Source organism: Halostella salina, from assembly GCF_003675855.1.
GTDB classification, from domain to species: Archaea; Halobacteriota; Halobacteria; order Halobacteriales; family Natronoarchaeaceae; genus Halostella; species Halostella salina.
In genome coordinates this window covers 32,938-47,854 of sequence record NZ_RCIH01000003.1, presented here as the reverse complement: position 1 = coordinate 47,854, position 14,917 = coordinate 32,938, and the positions used below count along the sequence as shown (strand labels likewise).

At 70.4% G+C, this 14,917-nt stretch carries 16 protein-coding genes; 6 read left to right on the top strand and 10 right to left on the bottom strand.

The genetic code is table 11. The annotated features are described in order from the left end of the window. Positions 1-19: 19 nt before the first annotated feature. Positions 20-250 carry an HVO_2901 family zinc finger protein gene (locus tag D8896_RS06310; RefSeq protein WP_121821248.1) on the top strand — a complete coding sequence of 77 codons (231 nt, stop codon included), beginning with the start codon at positions 20-22 and terminating at the stop codon, positions 248-250. Here the strand turns inward: D8896_RS06310 and D8896_RS06305 are convergent. After that, the gene (locus tag D8896_RS06305; RefSeq protein ID WP_121821247.1) at positions 245-1,009 is read right to left on the bottom strand and encodes a GNAT family N-acetyltransferase; all 765 of its coding nucleotides are present in this window, start codon (positions 1,007-1,009) and stop codon (positions 245-247) included. The two genes, D8896_RS06310 and D8896_RS06305, sit on opposite strands and share 6 nt — an antisense overlap. 102 nt (positions 1,010-1,111) lie before the next feature. On the opposite strand from D8896_RS06305, the gene D8896_RS06300 reads away from it, so the two are divergent. From D8896_RS06300 to gatE, 3 genes are read left to right on the top strand one after another with little or no spacing between them, the layout of a single operon-like run. After that, positions 1,112-1,603: a PH domain-containing protein gene (locus tag D8896_RS06300; RefSeq protein ID WP_121821246.1), complete on the top strand. Its 492-nt coding sequence runs from the start codon at positions 1,112-1,114 to the stop codon at positions 1,601-1,603. Positions 1,604-1,613: 10 nt separating this feature from the next. After that, positions 1,614-3,353 (top strand): PH domain-containing protein, encoded by a 1,740-nt coding sequence (locus D8896_RS06295; protein WP_121821245.1) that lies wholly within the window; start codon positions 1,614-1,616, stop codon positions 3,351-3,353. A gap of 36 nt (positions 3,354-3,389) precedes the next feature. After that, positions 3,390-5,258 (top strand): Glu-tRNA(Gln) amidotransferase subunit GatE, encoded by a 1,869-nt coding sequence (gene gatE / locus D8896_RS06290; RefSeq protein WP_121821244.1) that lies wholly within the window; start codon positions 3,390-3,392, stop codon positions 5,256-5,258. Positions 5,259-5,350: 92 nt separating this feature from the next. Here the strand turns inward: gatE and D8896_RS06285 are convergent, their stop codons facing one another. The 4 genes from D8896_RS06285 to ctaD are packed head-to-tail and all read right to left on the bottom strand — an operon-like array spanning position 5,351 to position 9,376. Beyond that, positions 5,351-6,229: a VOC family protein gene (locus D8896_RS06285; protein ID WP_375137054.1), complete on the bottom strand. Its 879-nt coding sequence runs from the start codon at positions 6,227-6,229 to the stop codon at positions 5,351-5,353. A 52-nt stretch (positions 6,230-6,281) separates the two neighbouring features. Continuing rightward, positions 6,282-7,001, bottom strand: coding sequence for an RNA methyltransferase (locus D8896_RS06280; protein WP_121821243.1), 720 nt, complete (start codon positions 6,999-7,001; stop codon positions 6,282-6,284). After that, positions 6,998-7,549, bottom strand: coding sequence for a hypothetical protein (locus D8896_RS06275; protein ID WP_121821242.1), 552 nt, complete (start codon positions 7,547-7,549; stop codon positions 6,998-7,000). The genes D8896_RS06280 and D8896_RS06275 overlap by 4 nt, the downstream gene beginning before the upstream one ends. Positions 7,550-7,606: 57 nt before the next feature. Next, positions 7,607-9,376 (bottom strand): cytochrome c oxidase subunit I, encoded by a 1,770-nt coding sequence (gene ctaD, locus D8896_RS06270; RefSeq protein ID WP_375137053.1) that lies wholly within the window; start codon positions 9,374-9,376, stop codon positions 7,607-7,609. Between the two features lie 151 nt (positions 9,377-9,527). On the opposite strand from ctaD, the gene D8896_RS06265 reads away from it, so the two are divergent. Further along, entirely contained in the window at positions 9,528-10,634 is a 1,107-nt protein-coding gene (locus D8896_RS06265) for an aminotransferase class V-fold PLP-dependent enzyme (protein WP_121821241.1), read from the top strand. Here D8896_RS06265 and D8896_RS06260 read toward each other — a convergent pair whose 3' ends face one another. From D8896_RS06260 to D8896_RS06240, 5 genes are all read right to left on the bottom strand, one after another. Then, positions 10,635-11,195 carry a class I SAM-dependent methyltransferase gene (locus tag D8896_RS06260; RefSeq protein ID WP_121821240.1) on the bottom strand — a complete coding sequence of 187 codons (561 nt, stop codon included), beginning with the start codon at positions 11,193-11,195 and terminating at the stop codon, positions 10,635-10,637. Positions 11,196-11,271: 76 nt separating this feature from the next. Next, a complete protein-coding gene (locus tag D8896_RS06255) occupies positions 11,272-11,874 on the bottom strand; it encodes a YIP1 family protein (protein ID WP_121821239.1) in 603 nt (200 codons plus the stop codon). A 148-nt stretch (positions 11,875-12,022) separates the two neighbouring features. Then, complete coding sequence (locus D8896_RS06250; protein WP_121821238.1) at positions 12,023-12,607, bottom strand: NADPH-dependent FMN reductase; 585 nt, start codon at positions 12,605-12,607, stop codon at positions 12,023-12,025. 170 nt (positions 12,608-12,777) lie between these two features. Further along, entirely contained in the window at positions 12,778-13,494 is a 717-nt protein-coding gene (locus D8896_RS06245; protein WP_121821237.1) for a TIGR00266 family protein, read from the bottom strand. Between the two features lie 53 nt (positions 13,495-13,547). Then, the gene (locus D8896_RS06240) at positions 13,548-14,468 is read right to left on the bottom strand and encodes an HhH-GPD family protein (RefSeq protein WP_121821236.1); all 921 of its coding nucleotides are present in this window, start codon (positions 14,466-14,468) and stop codon (positions 13,548-13,550) included. 122 nt (positions 14,469-14,590) lie between these two features. On the opposite strand from D8896_RS06240, the gene D8896_RS06235 reads away from it, so the two are divergent. Then, on the top strand, positions 14,591-14,917 hold the full coding sequence (locus tag D8896_RS06235; RefSeq protein WP_121821235.1) for a hypothetical protein: 327 nt from the start codon (positions 14,591-14,593) through the stop codon (positions 14,915-14,917).

Genomic DNA, 14,917 nt, shown 5'->3' with positions numbered 1-14,917 from the left:
TGCCGTGATACTCCACAGTATGCACACCTGTCGTAACTGCAATCAGAGCTTCTCGACCGAACTCGCCCTCGACCTGCACCGGGACACCTGCGCGGACGCGGACATGGTCTGTCGGGCCTGCGGCGAGCGCTTCCGCGAGGGGGCCGCCACACGCGACGGCTGGCACTACCGATGTCCGAACGAGGACTGCGACGGCGAGGGACGCGGCGAGGACCTCGTCGAGGTCTCGGATGCGAAAGTGACGCTATAGATAGCCGTCGTCCCACTCGTCGGCGCGGTGGACGTTTCCGCAGTCCGAACACTCCAGCCGGCCGAGGTCGTCGCCCGCGGCGACGACGTTCTCCGAGTGCGAGCACCAGTACGCGTACAGCGACTCGCGGGCCGCGTCCGAGTACAGTTCGAAGAACGGTCCCTTGTCCCCCGGTATCTCCGCCTCGCGGTCGACGTACAGCGTTTCCCCCTCGTCCTCGACGGTCTCGGGCACGTTCGTGGGGGCAGTGCGCTCGTCGCCGGGTTCGGCGTCCGTCTCCGACTCCTGCAGGAACAGGTTGACGGCGTGGGTCGCCCCGTCTATCTCGACCTCCGTCGTCCCCGCCTCGGCGTAACCGAAGCGCTCGAAGAACTGCGCGCCCTCCATGTTGTCCCCGAGCACGTGCGCCCGGACCGTCTCGGCCCCGCGGTCCAGCAGGGCCGACTCGACGTGCTCGAACAGTTCCGTGCCGATCCCCTCGCCCCGGGCTTCCGGCGCGACGTGGTGCCAGCGGACGTTGCCGTGCCCCTCGTCGTCGACCTCGCCCTGTGCGAAGCCGACGACGCCGTCGTCCCGTGCCGCGACGACGAACACGCCGCGCTCCATCTCCGCCAGTTCGCGCAGGCGCTCGTCGCTCTGCCGGTCCCCTACCAGTACCTCGATCGCGTCCGGGCTGAGGGCGTACGACGCGCGGAGCGACCGACCCGCAACGTCCCTGACGGCGTCGCCGTCGACGGTGTCGGGTTCACGGATCTCCATGCACGGGGGTACGGTACCCTGCCGAATAAGCGCGATGGCGGATCCACGCTCGCGCGGCGAAAACGGGCGGTTTAATCAGCCGTCGGCCTGTCACGTCGGACCATGGAGAGCCTCCACCCGCGGATTCGCGTCGTCTGGGGCGTCGGTGCGGTCGTCGCCGCAGCGGTTTTGACAGTCGTCGCCGGCGTCGGGATCCGGGGAGCCGACGCGGTCGGCATCGACCTGGGCCGCGTCGCTGCCCTCGATGTCGCCCTCCCGCTCGCGCTCGGCGTGGTCGCCGCCGTCCTCGGTGCCGCGCACGCGGTCGCCCACTACCGTATCTGGCGGTTCGACCTGCAGGAGGACGCGCTGTACCTCGAGCGCGGCGTCCTGACGCGGGTCGACACCGTCGTTCCCTTCGTTCGCGTCCAGCACGTCGACACCCAGCGCGGCCCGCTGGAGCGCGCGACGGGGCTGGCGAGCGTCGTGGTGTACACCGCCGGGTCGCGCGGGGCCGACGTGACGATCCCCGGACTGACGCCCGAGCGCGCACAGGCGCTCCAGTCCGACCTGCGGGAACTGGCCCGGGAGAGCGAACAGCAGGACGCGGTGTGAGCGCCCCACGATGAAACTCCACCCCATCTCGCTCCCGTACCGCGGCGTGTCGCGCGGCTTCACCGGCGGCTCCGCCCTGTTTTTCCTCGGCGTGGTCGCCGCCGGGCCGTTCGGGCTGGAGGGGCTCGCCCTCACGGTCCCGCTGGCCGTCGTCGGCTTCCTCGCCGGCGTCGCCTACGAGGTGGCGTACTACCGGCGGTTCGAGTACGAACTGACCGAGGACACCTTCGACATCGACTCCGGGGTCGTCGCCCGGCGGGAGCGCGAGATCCCCCTCCACCGGATACAGAACGTCGACATCAGCCAGAACGTCGTCCAGCGCGCGCTCGACGTGGCGGTCCTCACGCTGGAGACGGCCGGCGGCGGGCAGACCGAGGCGTCGCTCCAGTACGTCGGGTACGACGAGGCGAAGCGCCTCCAGAGCGAACTCCGCCGCGCGAAAAACGGCGAGGGGCGGAGCGAGCGCTCCGGCGACGCCGCGGAGTCGGAATCCGACGGCTGGACCGGGGACGGAACCACCGCCGCCCCGCGCGACCGGACGGACGAACCCACCGAACAGCTGTTCGCCATCCGGACGCAGGAACTGCTGTTGCTCAGCGTCGCCTCGGTCAGCCCCGGGGCACTCGTCCTCTCCGTCGTCTTCTTCCCGTACGTCGACCTCGTCGACCTGTCGACGATATTCGCCCTCTTCACGCCGTCGACCCCGCAGCCGCCGATCCTGCTGGTCGTCTCCCGGCTCGTCGCGCTGGTGATCGGCGCGTGGGTCATCAGCGCCGCCCTGACCTTCGCCCGGTACTACGACTTCGAACTCACTCGCGTCGGCGACGAACTCCAGTACGAGCGCGGCCTGCTCCAGCGCTACAGCGGCTCGATCCCCACGGAGAAGGTCCAGACGGTGACGATGACCGACAACCCGGTGACGCGGCGGGCGGGCTACGCTACGCTCGTCGTCGAGACGGCGGGGTACGCCGCCGGGCAGGCCGCCGGCTCCGAGTCCGCCGTGCCGCTGGCCCGGCGCGACCACGTCCGCGACCTCGCGAAGTCGGTCGAGGCGTTCGACGAACCGGAGTTCGAGCGCCCGCCCGAGCGCGCCCGACGCCGGTACCTCGGGCGCTACTCGCTCGCCGTCGGCGCGCTGACCGCGGTGCTGTACGGCGCGAACGTCGCCTTCGGCGCACCGACACAGTGGTACGCTGCGCTGGCCCTGCTGGTCGTCGTCCCCGTCGCCGCTCAGCTCACCTGGACGCACCGCGGCTACGACGTGCAGGACGACCACGTGCTCACCCGGGCCGGCTTCTGGACGCGGACGACGAAGGTCGTCCCCTACTACCGCCTCCAGACGGTCGTCCGGACCCGGACGGTCTTCCAGCGCCGCTGGGGACTGGCGAGCCTCACCGCGGACACCGCCGGCTCCTTTAGCATCCGCAAGCGCGACGCGACGGCGATAGACATCGACGACGAGGACGCCGTCCGGCTCCGCGACACGCTCCGCGAGCGCCTGCAGGGGAGCCTCCGCGAGCGGCGCGAACGCCTTCGGTCCGGGCGGGCTAGCGGGGACGCCGACCTCGCGTCCGTCGACGACGCCGAATCGTCGGTCGACGGCGACGGGTCCGTTGGCTCGCCGACCGAATCCGCGGACGACGACGACACGGACGGCGGCACCGACGGCGACGCCTCGGGCGATCCGGACGGGACGGCGGCGGGGTCCGACGACGGATCCGACGGCCCGGACGACACGGCCGCGAACTGAACGGTTTTTTACCGCCCGCGCTCCCACACCGTACCAATGACGGAGTACGACTACGAGGCGCTCGGGCTGGTCGCCGGGCTGGAGATCCACCAGCAGCTCGACACGGCGACGAAGCTGTTCTGCGAGTGCCCGACGGAACTGCGCGAGCCGGAGGCGGCGACGCGGCGCTTCACGCGCTACCTCCACCCGACGAAGAGCGAACTGGGCGAGATAGACGAGGCGGCCCTGGAGGAGAGTCAGGTCGACCGCGAGTTCGAGTATCTGGGCTACGACACGACCTGCCTCGTCGAGGCCGACGACGAACCGCCCCACCGGCTCGACGACGAGGCCATGGAGGTCGCACTGGAGATCGCACAGCTGCTGGACATGAACCCCGTCGACCAGGCCCACGTGATGCGGAAGATCGTGGTCGACGGGTCGAACACCTCCGGCTTCCAGCGCACGACGAAGATCGCGAGCGGCGGCGCGATCGAGACCGACGACGGGACGGTCCGGGTCGAGGACCTGATGCTGGAGGAGGAGAGCGCCCAGCGCGTCGAAGAGACCGACGAGGGGGTCCGCTACTCGCTGGACCGCCTCGGCATCCCGCTGGTCGAGATCGGGACGAAGCCGGACATCAGCACGCCCGAGCAGGCCCGTGCCGCCGCCGAACGCATCGGGATGCTGCTGCGCTCGACCGGCGCGGTCAAGCGCGGCCTCGGCACGATCCGGCAGGACGTGAACGTCTCGATCGCCGACGGCGCGCGCGTCGAGATGAAAGGCGTCCAGAGCCTCGACGACATCGACGACCTCGTCCGCAACGAGGTGCGCCGGCAGGTCGAACTGCTCGACGTCGCCGAGGAACTGCAGTCCCGGGACGCCGAGGTCGGCGACCCCACCGACGTCACCGACGCCTTCGCGGACACCGACAGCGGCGTGATCCGGGGCGCACTGGACGACGGCGGTGTTGTGAAGGCCGTCCCGCTGTACGGCTTCGACGGCCTCGTCGGCCGGGAGATCCAGCCCGACCGCCGCCTCGGCACCGAGCTCTCGGACCACGCGAAGCGCCACGGTGCGGGCGGCATCTTCCACACGGACGAGCTTCCCGCCTACGGCGTCACCGCCGAGGAGGTCGCCGCCCTCCGCGACGCCGTCGGCGCGGACGCGGACGACGCCGTCGCCATCGTCGCCGACGACCCGGACGTGGCCGAGGCGGCGATCGAGGCCGCCGCCGAGCGCGCCGCCGTCGCGGTCGAAGCGGTCCCCGAGGAGACCCGCGGCGCGAACGAGGACGGCACCTCGTCGTACCTCCGACCCCTCCCCGGCGCGGCGCGGATGTACCCCGAGACGGACGTGCCGCCGGTCGAACCGGACGTGACCGAGGTCGAGACGCCCGAACTGCTCACCGAGAAGGTCGAGCGCTATCAGGCCGAGCACGGTCTCGACGCCGGGCTGGCCGAGCAGGTCGCCTACGGCCGCTACATGCCGCTGTTCGAGGAGATGGTCGCGGCGGGAGTCGACCCGACGCTGGCCGCGGACACCCTCGAATCGACGCTCACCGCGCTCCGGCGCGACGACGTGCCCGTCGACGCGCTGACCGAGACGCACCTCCGCGAGGCGGTCGCGCTCGTCGACGACGGCGAGGTGCCCAGCGAGGGGCTGGAGGACCTCCTGACTGCGCTCGCCGAGAACCCCGACCTGACCGCCGCCGAGGCCGTCGAGCGCGAGGATCTGGGCGGCGTCGACGAGAGCGAGGTCCGCGAGGCGGTCGTCGACGTGGTCGAGCGCAACGCCGACCAGGTCGAGCAGGAAGGGATGGGCGCGTTCTCCGCGCTGATGGGCGAGGCGATGGGCGCGCTCCGGGGCAAGGCCGACGGCGACCTCGTGAGCGAGGTGCTCCGCGAGGAGATCCAGCAGCGGGCGTAGCGCGATCCCCGCATCTGGAACGCTTCTGTAACCGCTTCGACCGAACCGGCAGGCCAGCGTGGAACTGCGTGCCGATTACTTCTCGGAAACCTTCACGCGCGGAACCGTACCTCGATCCCGTCCGGTCCGGTGACGGCGATACCGTCGTCCGTCTCGGTCACCGCGTACTGGCCCCCCGTGATTCGCTCCCGGACCGCGTCGAGTGCCTCCTCGTCCGGAAGGACCACTTCGAACCAGGCCAACCCGCGGCCGCCGACTGGCTCGGACCGGTGGTTCCACGCGTTCGCGCCGAGATGGTGGTGGTAGCCGCCAGCACCGACGAAGCGCGCGTCCGGGACCTCGGCCTGGGCCTCGAACCCGACGGTGTCCACGTAGAACTCGCCGAACGACGCCAGTGACGTGACTTCGAGATGGACGTGGCCAACGTCCGTCCCGGCCGGCACTCCCGGGTTGCCCGCCGAAGCGGCTTCCAGCGGACCGAGATCGAGGGGGTACGTGCCCATCCGAACGCGCCCGTCGTCGCCGTACGGCCAGTCGTCCCGCGGGTAGTCCCGGTAGATCTCGACCCCGTTGTCCTCCGGGTCAGTCAGGTACAGCGCCTCGCTGACGCCGTGGTCGGACGCGCCGTCGAGTTGCCAGTGCTCCCGAACCCGGGCCAGCGCGTCGCCCAGCGCCGCACGCGACGGGACCCTGAACGCGCTGTGAAAGAGGCCCGCTCCGGACCGGTGTCGCTCGGGGGCGTCCGGGCTGTGTTCGAGGACCAGCAGCGGTGTGTCCTCGACACCGAGGACGGCTCCCGCGTCGCTGCGGCTGAGGACCGTCAGTCCGACGACGGTTCGGTAGAAGTCGGTCATCTCGGCGAGGTCCGACACCGCGAGTGCGGTCCGGCCGATGCGGGTCTCCGGGGGCAGCGTCTCTCCGTCGGTGTGCATGATCGGTGGTGTGTTTACAGTGTCGTCGGAGCGCGTCATTAGCCCTCCGCCCGTTTCGACCCCCTGCCCACCGAAACCTCGCGGTCCCGAGCTACTCGTCCAGCCGCGCCGCCGCCTTTCGGAACAGTCCAGTCAGCCGCGACGTTTCGCGCTCGGTCGGGTGGGTCCGGCCGACCACCCGGCGGAGCATCCGCTCCGTCTTGGGCTGTTTCTCCTCGGGGTGGCCGACGGCGTCGAGGAACGCCGAGAACTCGTCGTGCAGGCGCTCGACGGCGGGCTGTGCGGCGCGCTCGCGTTCGCGGTCCGGCAGCTGGGTCTCATCCAGCGTCAGGTCGCGCAGTTCGTACAGCGTCACGGTCGCCGCCTGCCCGAGGTTGAGCGACGAGTAGTCGGCGCTGGCCGGGATCGCGCCGATGCGGTCGACGCGCTCCAGTTCGTCGTTCCGGAGGCCGTTGTCCTCGCGGCCGAAGAGGAGCGCGGCCTCGGTGTCGACCGTCGCGAGGTCGTCGGCCAGTTCCGCGGGCGTGACGAACGGGAACCGGGTGTGCTTCCGGCAGTCCTCGTTCGTGATCGCCGTCATCCCGATCGTGTGGTAGTTCTCGACCACCTCGTCGAACGTGACGCGGTCGGCGTTCGGCAGCACGTCCTCGCGGGCCTGACCGGCAAAGCCGTACGCCTCGCCGTCGCGGTCGAGTTCGGGCGGGTCCACGAGCTTCAGGTCCGAGAACCCGAAGTTCTTCATCGCCCGCGCGATGGTGCCGACGTTGCCCGGCGTCTGTGGCTCGACGACGACGACGGCCGGCGCGCTCATGAGGGGTAGTCGGCAGAGAGGTCGAGATCCTCCACGTCCTCGTCGTCGAGGTCCTCGTCCTCGGGCTCCATCGCCTCGCGGAGGTTGATACGGCGGCGCTCCTCCTCGGGCTTTGCGTCCTCCGGCGGTTCGGGCAGTTCCTCGGGGTCGGTGTCGACGTGTTCGACGCCGATGTACCCGTCCGGCGCGCGCCCGCCGCCGGCGAACCACTCGTGGAACTCGTCCTGCAGTTCCTCCTCGCCGGCGTATTCCTCGCCGCCGACCTCGCGGAACCAGTAGAGGAAGTCGGCCTCGTGGTCGTCACACAGCACGACCTCCGAGTACGGCTCGCCGTACACGATCGCCGCCTCGCGGCACCGCGACTTCTCCGCCTCGCCGTGGATCAGGTAGCAGGCGTCGCAGGGCTTGGTCACGAGCGACCGGAGGCGGATCAGCCGGTCCCTGGTCTCCTCCGGGATCTCCGCTAACGGCCGCCAGTCGCCGTCCTCGGTGAGGATCTCGGACTCCTCAAAGCGCCACCCGCGGAGACCGATGCTTACCTTCGACATGGGCGGAGATAGCCGGCGAGCGCGTAAAAGCCGATTGGAACGGGCGAGCGCGTCACGTCACTCGGTCCCGGCGTCGCCGTCGGCCGGCGTCGGCGAGTCGGTCGCGGCACCGCCGTCGGGGCGGGCGCGCTGCTGCTCGAACCAGTCCCACTCGCGGGTCTTGAGGCCCCATTCGTCGAGGTCCCACGGGTCGGCGTCCGTGACGCGCTTGCCCTCCAGCCAGGAGACGACGAGGTTCCAGACGAAGATCAGCTGGCCGGCAGCGAGGATGAACGCTCCGAGGGTCACCAGCTGGTGCAGGTCCACGAAGTACGCCTGCGGGCCGACCGTCAGGTCGTAGGTCGCATACCGCCGCGGCATCCCGCCGTAGCCGAGCAACACCATCGGGAAGAACGTGAGGTGGGTGCCGACCATCGAGAGCCAGAAGTGCCACTTCGCCAGCGTGCGCTGGTACCACCGCCCCGTCACCAGCGGGAACCAGTAGTAGATGCCCGCGAACACGGCGAACGCGATCGCGCCCATGATGACGTAGTGGAAGTGCGCGACGACGTGGTACGTGTCGTGGAGGATCATGTCGACGGGGATCGCCGCCTCGAACACGCCGGTGACGCCGCCGATGATGAAGTTGGCGATGAAGCCGATGCAGAACAGCATCGGCGCGGTCAGCCGGAGCGCGCCGTTCCACATCGTCGCCATCCAGTTGAACGTCTTGACAGCGCTCGGGATGGCGATCGCGATGGAGACGGCCATGAAGCTCGCGCGCAGGCGTGGGTCGATGCCCGTCGTGAACATGTGGTGGGCCCAGACGCCGAAGGAGAGCACGCCCAGCGCGAGCGTGGAGTAGACGACGAACTTGAAGCCGAACAGCTTCCGGCCCGCAAAGCGCGGGAGGATGTAGCTGATCAGCCCCATCGGCGGGAGGACGAGGATGTACACCTCCGGGTGGCCGAAGAACCAGAACAGGTGCTGCCAGAGGATCGGGCCGCCGCCCTCCGTCGCGAAGAAGGTCGTGCCGAAGTTGCGGTCGAGCAGGAGCATCACCAGCGCGCTCCCGAGCAGGGGGAACGCGAAGATGATCTGGGCCGACTGGACGAGGATGGTCCACGAGAAGATGTCGAGGTTCGACCAGCCCACCTCGTCGCTGCGCTCGGTGAAGATGGTGGCGACGAAGTTGATCGCACCCATCGTCGCCGAGACGCCCGTCAGGTGGAGCCCCAGTATCAGCAGGTCGACGCCGGGGTTGGTCTGCTCGACCGACAGCGGCGGGTAGATCGTCCAGGCGGTCTGTGCGCCCTCTATCGCGCCGAACGGCTCCAGCAGGATGCCGCCCCAGATGAGCAGCGCCCCGGGCGGCAGGAGCCAGAACGCGATGGCGTTGATCCGCGGGAACGCCATGTCGTCCGCGCCGATGAGCAGGGGGATCAGGTAGTTCGAGAACGCCGCCAGTATCGGCGTCCCGAACAGGAACAGCATCGTGATCCCGTGGCTCGTCAGCAGGGCGTTGTACGTCCCCTGCGAGAGGAAGGCGGAGGTCGCCGTCGTCAGTTCCGTCCGCATCAGGAGGACCGCGATCCCGCCCCACGCGAAGGAGATGACGGCGAACAGCCCGTACAGCAGGCCGATGTCCTTGTGGTCGACCGTCGTGAGCCACCGGACGAGGCCGCCCGGCTTCTCCGCGTGCTCGCGCTCGGTCGCGGTGCCGCCCCGGCCGACACCGCTTGGCGCGTACGACCGCCAGTCCTCCAGCGTCCCGATCCACCGGACGACGAGGAGAAGCAGGAGCGCCATCGCCGCAGTCATGGAGAGTTGCGTCGCACTGGATGCCATGTGCGGGGCGGTTCGGAGGAAACCCCCAAACGCCTTCTCCGGAACGTGTTCGGTTGCACGACACGCCCGGTCCGGTCGTGCGGGATTCCCGACCGTGTCCCGGATCCCCGCGCCGCCGGTACTATACTCCGGGGGACCGAACCGACGGACCATGACGCCGGAAGACCTCCGCGCCGCGATCCCCGCGACCGACGACGCCGTCTACCTCAACACCGGTGCATCGGGACCCAGCCCCCGACGCGTGACCGAGGCCGCGACGGATGCGGTCGAGGCCCACGACCGCTCCCACGCGGCCAGCGACCCCTACGAGTTCGCCTTCGACGCCTACGAGGAGACCCGCGAGACGGTCGCGGGCTTCGTCGGCGCGGCACCGTCGGAGATAGCGCTCACGAACAGCACGGCCGACGGGATCGGCCGCGTGGCGGCCGCGATGGACTGGGAACCCGGCGACGTGGTCGTCCGGACCGACCTCGAACATCCGGCCGGAGTCCTCCCCTGGCAACACCTCGCCGAGACCAGCGGGATCGAGCCGCGAACCGTCGCCTGCGAGGGCGGCCGCCTGCCGCTGGACGCGGTGAAGGAGGCGACCCGTGACGCGGAGCTGTTCGTCTTCAGCGCCCTCTCGTGGAACTACGGCACGCGGCTCCCGGTCGCCGAGGCGGTCGAGATCGCCCACGACAACGGCGCTCGCGTGCTCGTGGACGCCGTCCAGGTGCCCGGGCAGGTCCCGGTCGACTACGACGAGTGGGGCGCGGACTTCGTCGCGGCGGCCGGCCACAAGTGGCTGCTCGGTCCGTGGGGCGCGGGCTTCCTCTACGTGAACGACGACCGACCGGACCTCGACCCCGCCGCGCTCGGCTACCGCGGCGTGGCCGAGGCGGGCGACGACGGGTACGAGCTCCACCCCGGCGCGCCGCGGTTCGAGGTCGGCACCGTCTCACCCGCACCGTACGCCGGACTCCGTGAAGCGATCGACGTGATCGAGTCGGTCGGCGTCGACGCGGTCCGGGACCGGATCGAGCGCCTGACCGACCGGCTGAAGGCCGGGATCGACGACGAGCGCCTGCTCTCGCCCCGCGAGTTCGAATCCGGACTCGTGACGCTCGCCGACGACGACCCGGCGGACACCGTCGATCGCCTGCGTGAGGCCGGGATCGTCGTGCGGTCGATCCCGGACCCCGCGTCGCTCCGGGTGTCGCTGCACGCGTTCAACGACGCGGAAGACGTAGACGCCGTGGTCGACGCGCTGGCCGCGTAACTACGCGTCCGGGGCGGTCGCAACGGCGACCCATGTCTCGGGCCGTTCGTCGAGGCGGGTCAGGTCGAACCCCGCGTCGGCCAGATGCTCACGAACGTCGTCCGGGCCGAACCGCTCGTCGGTCGGCGGCCCGGCCTCGCCGGGGCCGTCGGCGGACCAGTCGACGAGCACGAGGCGACCGCCGGGAGCGAGGACGCGCCGGAGTTCGGCCAGCGCGTCGGGGCTATGGAACTCGTGGTACGTCATCGTCGAGACCACGGCGTCGGCCTCGCCGTCCGGCAGCGGGAGGTCGGCGGCTTCGGCGGTAACCAGGTCGACGTTGTCGGGTACGCCCTTCTCGCGGTAGCGGTCGTGCATCTCGCTCTGCACGTCGACCGCGTGGACGTGGTCGGCGTGGGCGGCCACGTCGTCGGTGTAAAAGCCCGTCCCGCTTCCGATGTCGACGACGGTCGACGCCCCCGCAAGCGGGCCGAGCAGTTCCTCGGCCGAGCAGTGGCGGTAGCGCGACGCCGCGTCCTCCAGATTGTCCGCGCGCTCCGGGTCGTAGGTGTGAAAGCCCATGCGCCACGATACGAGCGGCGGGGCAAAGAGTGGTCCGACGCCCGGATCAGCCGGCGACGACACAGCGATCCGGCCGTCAGATGATATACCACTGCCGCAGCAGCGTCTCGACGGCTGCGAAGGCCCGGAAGCCGTAGCCGAACACGACCGCGGCGGGGACGGCGGCGACCAGCGCCGCCCGCTTGCCGGTCGTCCCGTGGACCGTCCGGATCCCGACAACGAGGAGGACCGCGCCGTACGCGCCACAGAGCGCGCGCAGTTCCGGCACCGGAACGCCCGCGACGACGCAGGGCGCGGCGCTGTAGGCGATCGTCTGGACCGTCTCGCTGATCCCCGCCCGGTCCCGGACCAACGGGATCAGGAGGACGGTCTGGAGCGCGGCCGTGAGGTGGAGCGCCGCCGGCGCGACCAGCAGGACGGCGACGCCGAGCCACAGCACGCCGGACAGCAGACGGCTGTCGGCTATCACGGGGTAGGCGTCGGCGACCAGCGCGAAGCGAACGAGTTCCTCGACCAGCACGACGGCCATCGCGAACACCAGTCCGGGAGCCTGGTCGCCCGGCGCGACCGCCGACCGGAAGAACCGCGTCGGGCGCACCAGCACCTCGGCCCACGCGCGGACGAGCGCCGCCGGCCCGCGGTCGCGCCCGCCGGTCGGGTTCTCGATCCACTGGGTCACGGAACCCCTCCGCGGCGCGTCGTGGCGTCGAACGCGTCCATGTGTGGGACCGTTCGGCCGCGAAAGTAAAGCCGTTCCCTTCGCGTTCGTCGCCGCCCGATCGCGGTGTATCGGAACCGTCCCAGTCCGGCCGCGTCCGTCGGCGACGCTACCGGTCGACCGCGCCGACGTTTGCCTCGCTCTCGAACGAGTCGGGGTCGGGTTCGATGTTCGCGTACTGGACGGCTCGCCGGCCGAGCGTCCGGACGCGCTTCGCCAGCCCGTCGTCGACGAACTCGCGGTCCTCGAACGCGCTCCCGGCTTTCGGAACGGCCGCCTGATGGGGGATCACCCACGCGTTCAGCGACCGGCAGACCGACCGGAGGTGGTCCAGCGCCGTGATCGGGAAGCTCCCGCCGGCCACCGCGAGCAGGCCGACCGTCTTGTCCTCGAACTCGTCGAAGCCGCAGTAGTCGAGCGCCGTCTTCAGCGGCGAGGCGTACGATCCGTGGTACACCGGCGTCCCGAGCAGGATTGCGTCGGCCCCCCGGACGGCCTCCTTCAGCGCCTCGGCGTCCGGCGGCGTGTCCTCGTCCGGGTCGACCATCGGCAGGTCGAACTCCCGGAGGTCCAGCAGTTCCGTCGTCGCGCCCCCCGCGGCGGCCGCGTCGAGCGCGTGTTCGAGCGAGCGTCGCGACTTGCTCTCCGCACGCAGGCTTCCGGCTATCGCCACGACGTGGGGTCCGTCGGTCATACCCTGCGGTCCGGCCGGCAGGGACTAATACTATCCGCCATCCGGTCGTGGGATAGCCGGCTCGACAGGGTGTCGAACCCCGTCATCGTGCTGGCCCGACCGTCTCGGCGTTCGGCGGCCGTTCTGAACCGGCCTGCCGGAGCGTAGTCCGACCCGCCGGACACCGCCAGTCAGATGAAGTCGTCGACGCTCGGACCGTCGGCGTCGTCGTTCTCGTCTTCGTGATCGGTCCCGCGAGCCGCGAACGTCAGTGGGTCCCGCGTCTGGAGCCAGACGTGCCCGTCGCCGCGGAACTCCGTCACGAACCCCTCGCCGCCGAGCACCGTCGACTTGATGCTGCCGTCCTTGCGGCGGTTCATATCGAGTCCCGCCGTCCACGCGACGAGATGGTCCTCGTCGACGACCAGCGGGTCGCCCGCCGTCACGTCGACCTCGTACATCGAGCCGTACGAGGAGACGAAGGCCAGCCCCTGTCCGGACAGCCCCAGCACGGTGAGTTCGCCGGACGAGAACAGGTTCGACCGGTTGTTGACCTCGGTCGAGCGCTCGACGGCTGGCTCCCACGCCAGCAGGGAGCCGGACTGCGCCCGGACCGGCCCTCGGTCGCTCACGTCGACGGCTGTGATGTCGCCGGGGTGGTCCGGAACGAGCGTCACTCGCTCCTCGTCGGCGTCCGCGACGAACGCGTTGTCGACCAGTCCGCGCTCGTCGCTGACCGCCCGCTTGACCATCCCGGTCAGCCCGTCGTTGCCGCCGACGTTCGTCTCGTTGTCGACCCCGGCGGTTCGAGTCATCATCGCGCCCGGTGTCGCCTCGATCGATTCGCCGCGTTCGAGCGTCACGTCGAGCACCGCGTAACTGGGCCGCTTCTCGATGGCGTAGCGCATCGAGACACGATGGCCGCGGTTCGGTACATAAACCTTCGGCGGCCGCGCCGGCGTCAGCGCGCGAGCCGCGCGACCCCGCTGTCGGCGTCGAACTGGACCAGCCCGTCGGCTTCGAGGTCCTCGACGATGCCGCGCAGCCACTCGCGGGTGGCCTCGCCGTCGCCATCGGGGTTGTAGTCCACGCGGACTCGGGGGCCGAGTTCGTCCAGCGCGAGCTCGTCGTACTCGCGCAGGAGCGAGACGACCTTGCCCCGCATCTGCCGCCGGCTCCCCTCGAAGTCCGGCTGTGTCGGCACGTCCGGCGCGGTGAAGTCCCCCGTCTCGTAGGCGTGACACCACTCGCGCCACGGGCAACCGGCCTCGTCGCAGGCCGGCGTCTTCCCGCAGGCGACGCCGCCCAGTTCCATGACCGCGTTGTTCCAGACACGGGACCGGCCCTCGGGCATGAGTGCCTGCGCCACGCGCTCGAACGCGTCGTCGTCGTCCGGCACGTCGAACGCGCGGTACAGCACGCGCTTGACGTTGGTGTCGACCACCGCGTCGCCGTTGTTGAACGCGAAACTCGCCACGGCGTTGGCGGTGTACGGACCGACGCCCATCAACTCCGAGAGACCGTCGGGGTCGCGGGGCCACTCGCCGCCGCACTCCTCGGTGATCTGCCGGGCGGCCTCGTGGAGGTACTTCGCGCGGTTGTTGTACCCGAGCGAGTGGTCCGTCCAGAAGCCGACCACGTCCGCGCGGTCGGCGTCGGCCAGGTCGGCGGCGGTCGGCCAGCGGTCGAGGAACGCCTCCCACGCCTCGACGACCCGGCTCAACTGGGTCTGCTGGCTCATCACCTCCGAGACGAGTATCTCGTAGGGGTCCTCGGTGCGCCGCCACGGGAAATCGCGGTGGTCGTCCTCGTACCACTCGACCAGCGCCGCCCGGACGGCGTCGGCGTCGTCCGGCAGCGCGGGCGCGTCGGCCTCGCTCATCGCCGTCGGCTAGCGACGGGACCGACATACGCCTGCCGGTCGACCCCGACTCGCGGCCGCATGGCGTTACAGGACGCCGCCGACTCGAAAACCGTTTCCGGCGCGCGGCCGACCACCCCGACATGAGTCTCGACGACCTCGAAGCCGATGTGGAGGACGCCTACGACGAGGTAGACGGGGATCTCGACCTGACGCTGGACGAGGAGACGAAGCGCGAACTGACGATGCTCGTCGCGGCGCTTGACCCCGACGAGCCGGAGGACCTGGTCCGGCGGGCCGTCCACCTGCTGTTCCAGTCGACAGTCGACACCGGCAAGCTCGACTTCCACCTGCGGAGCACGTACGACGTGACCTACGACGAGTACCTCTCCGGAATGACGTTCGAGGAGATGACCGGCGGGAGCTTCCCCCAGCAACAACAGAAGGACGACCGTCGGTACCAGTTCTAA

Coding starts and splice junctions, on each gene's coding strand:
- D8896_RS06310 (WP_121821248.1), top strand. CDS start 20: ATGCACACCTGTCGTAACTGCAATCAGAGCTTCTCGACCGAACTCGCC.
- D8896_RS06305 (WP_121821247.1), bottom strand. CDS start 1,009: ATGGAGATCCGTGAACCCGACACCGTCGACGGCGACGCCGTCAGGGAC.
- D8896_RS06300 (WP_121821246.1), top strand. CDS start 1,112: ATGGAGAGCCTCCACCCGCGGATTCGCGTCGTCTGGGGCGTCGGTGCG.
- D8896_RS06295 (WP_121821245.1), top strand. CDS start 1,614: ATGAAACTCCACCCCATCTCGCTCCCGTACCGCGGCGTGTCGCGCGGC.
- gatE (WP_121821244.1), top strand. CDS start 3,390: ATGACGGAGTACGACTACGAGGCGCTCGGGCTGGTCGCCGGGCTGGAG.
- D8896_RS06285 (WP_375137054.1), bottom strand. CDS start 6,229: ATGACGCGCTCCGACGACACTGTAAACACACCACCGATCATGCACACC.
- D8896_RS06280 (WP_121821243.1), bottom strand. CDS start 7,001: ATGAGCGCGCCGGCCGTCGTCGTCGTCGAGCCACAGACGCCGGGCAAC.
- D8896_RS06275 (WP_121821242.1), bottom strand. CDS start 7,549: ATGTCGAAGGTAAGCATCGGTCTCCGCGGGTGGCGCTTTGAGGAGTCC.
- ctaD (WP_375137053.1), bottom strand. CDS start 9,376: ATGGCATCCAGTGCGACGCAACTCTCCATGACTGCGGCGATGGCGCTC.
- D8896_RS06265 (WP_121821241.1), top strand. CDS start 9,528: ATGACGCCGGAAGACCTCCGCGCCGCGATCCCCGCGACCGACGACGCC.
- D8896_RS06260 (WP_121821240.1), bottom strand. CDS start 11,195: ATGGGCTTTCACACCTACGACCCGGAGCGCGCGGACAATCTGGAGGAC.
- D8896_RS06250 (WP_121821238.1), bottom strand. CDS start 12,607: ATGACCGACGGACCCCACGTCGTGGCGATAGCCGGAAGCCTGCGTGCG.
- D8896_RS06245 (WP_121821237.1), bottom strand. CDS start 13,494: ATGCGCTACGCCATCGAGAAGCGGCCCAGTTACGCGGTGCTCGACGTG.
- D8896_RS06240 (WP_121821236.1), bottom strand. CDS start 14,468: ATGAGCGAGGCCGACGCGCCCGCGCTGCCGGACGACGCCGACGCCGTC.
- D8896_RS06235 (WP_121821235.1), top strand. CDS start 14,591: ATGAGTCTCGACGACCTCGAAGCCGATGTGGAGGACGCCTACGACGAG.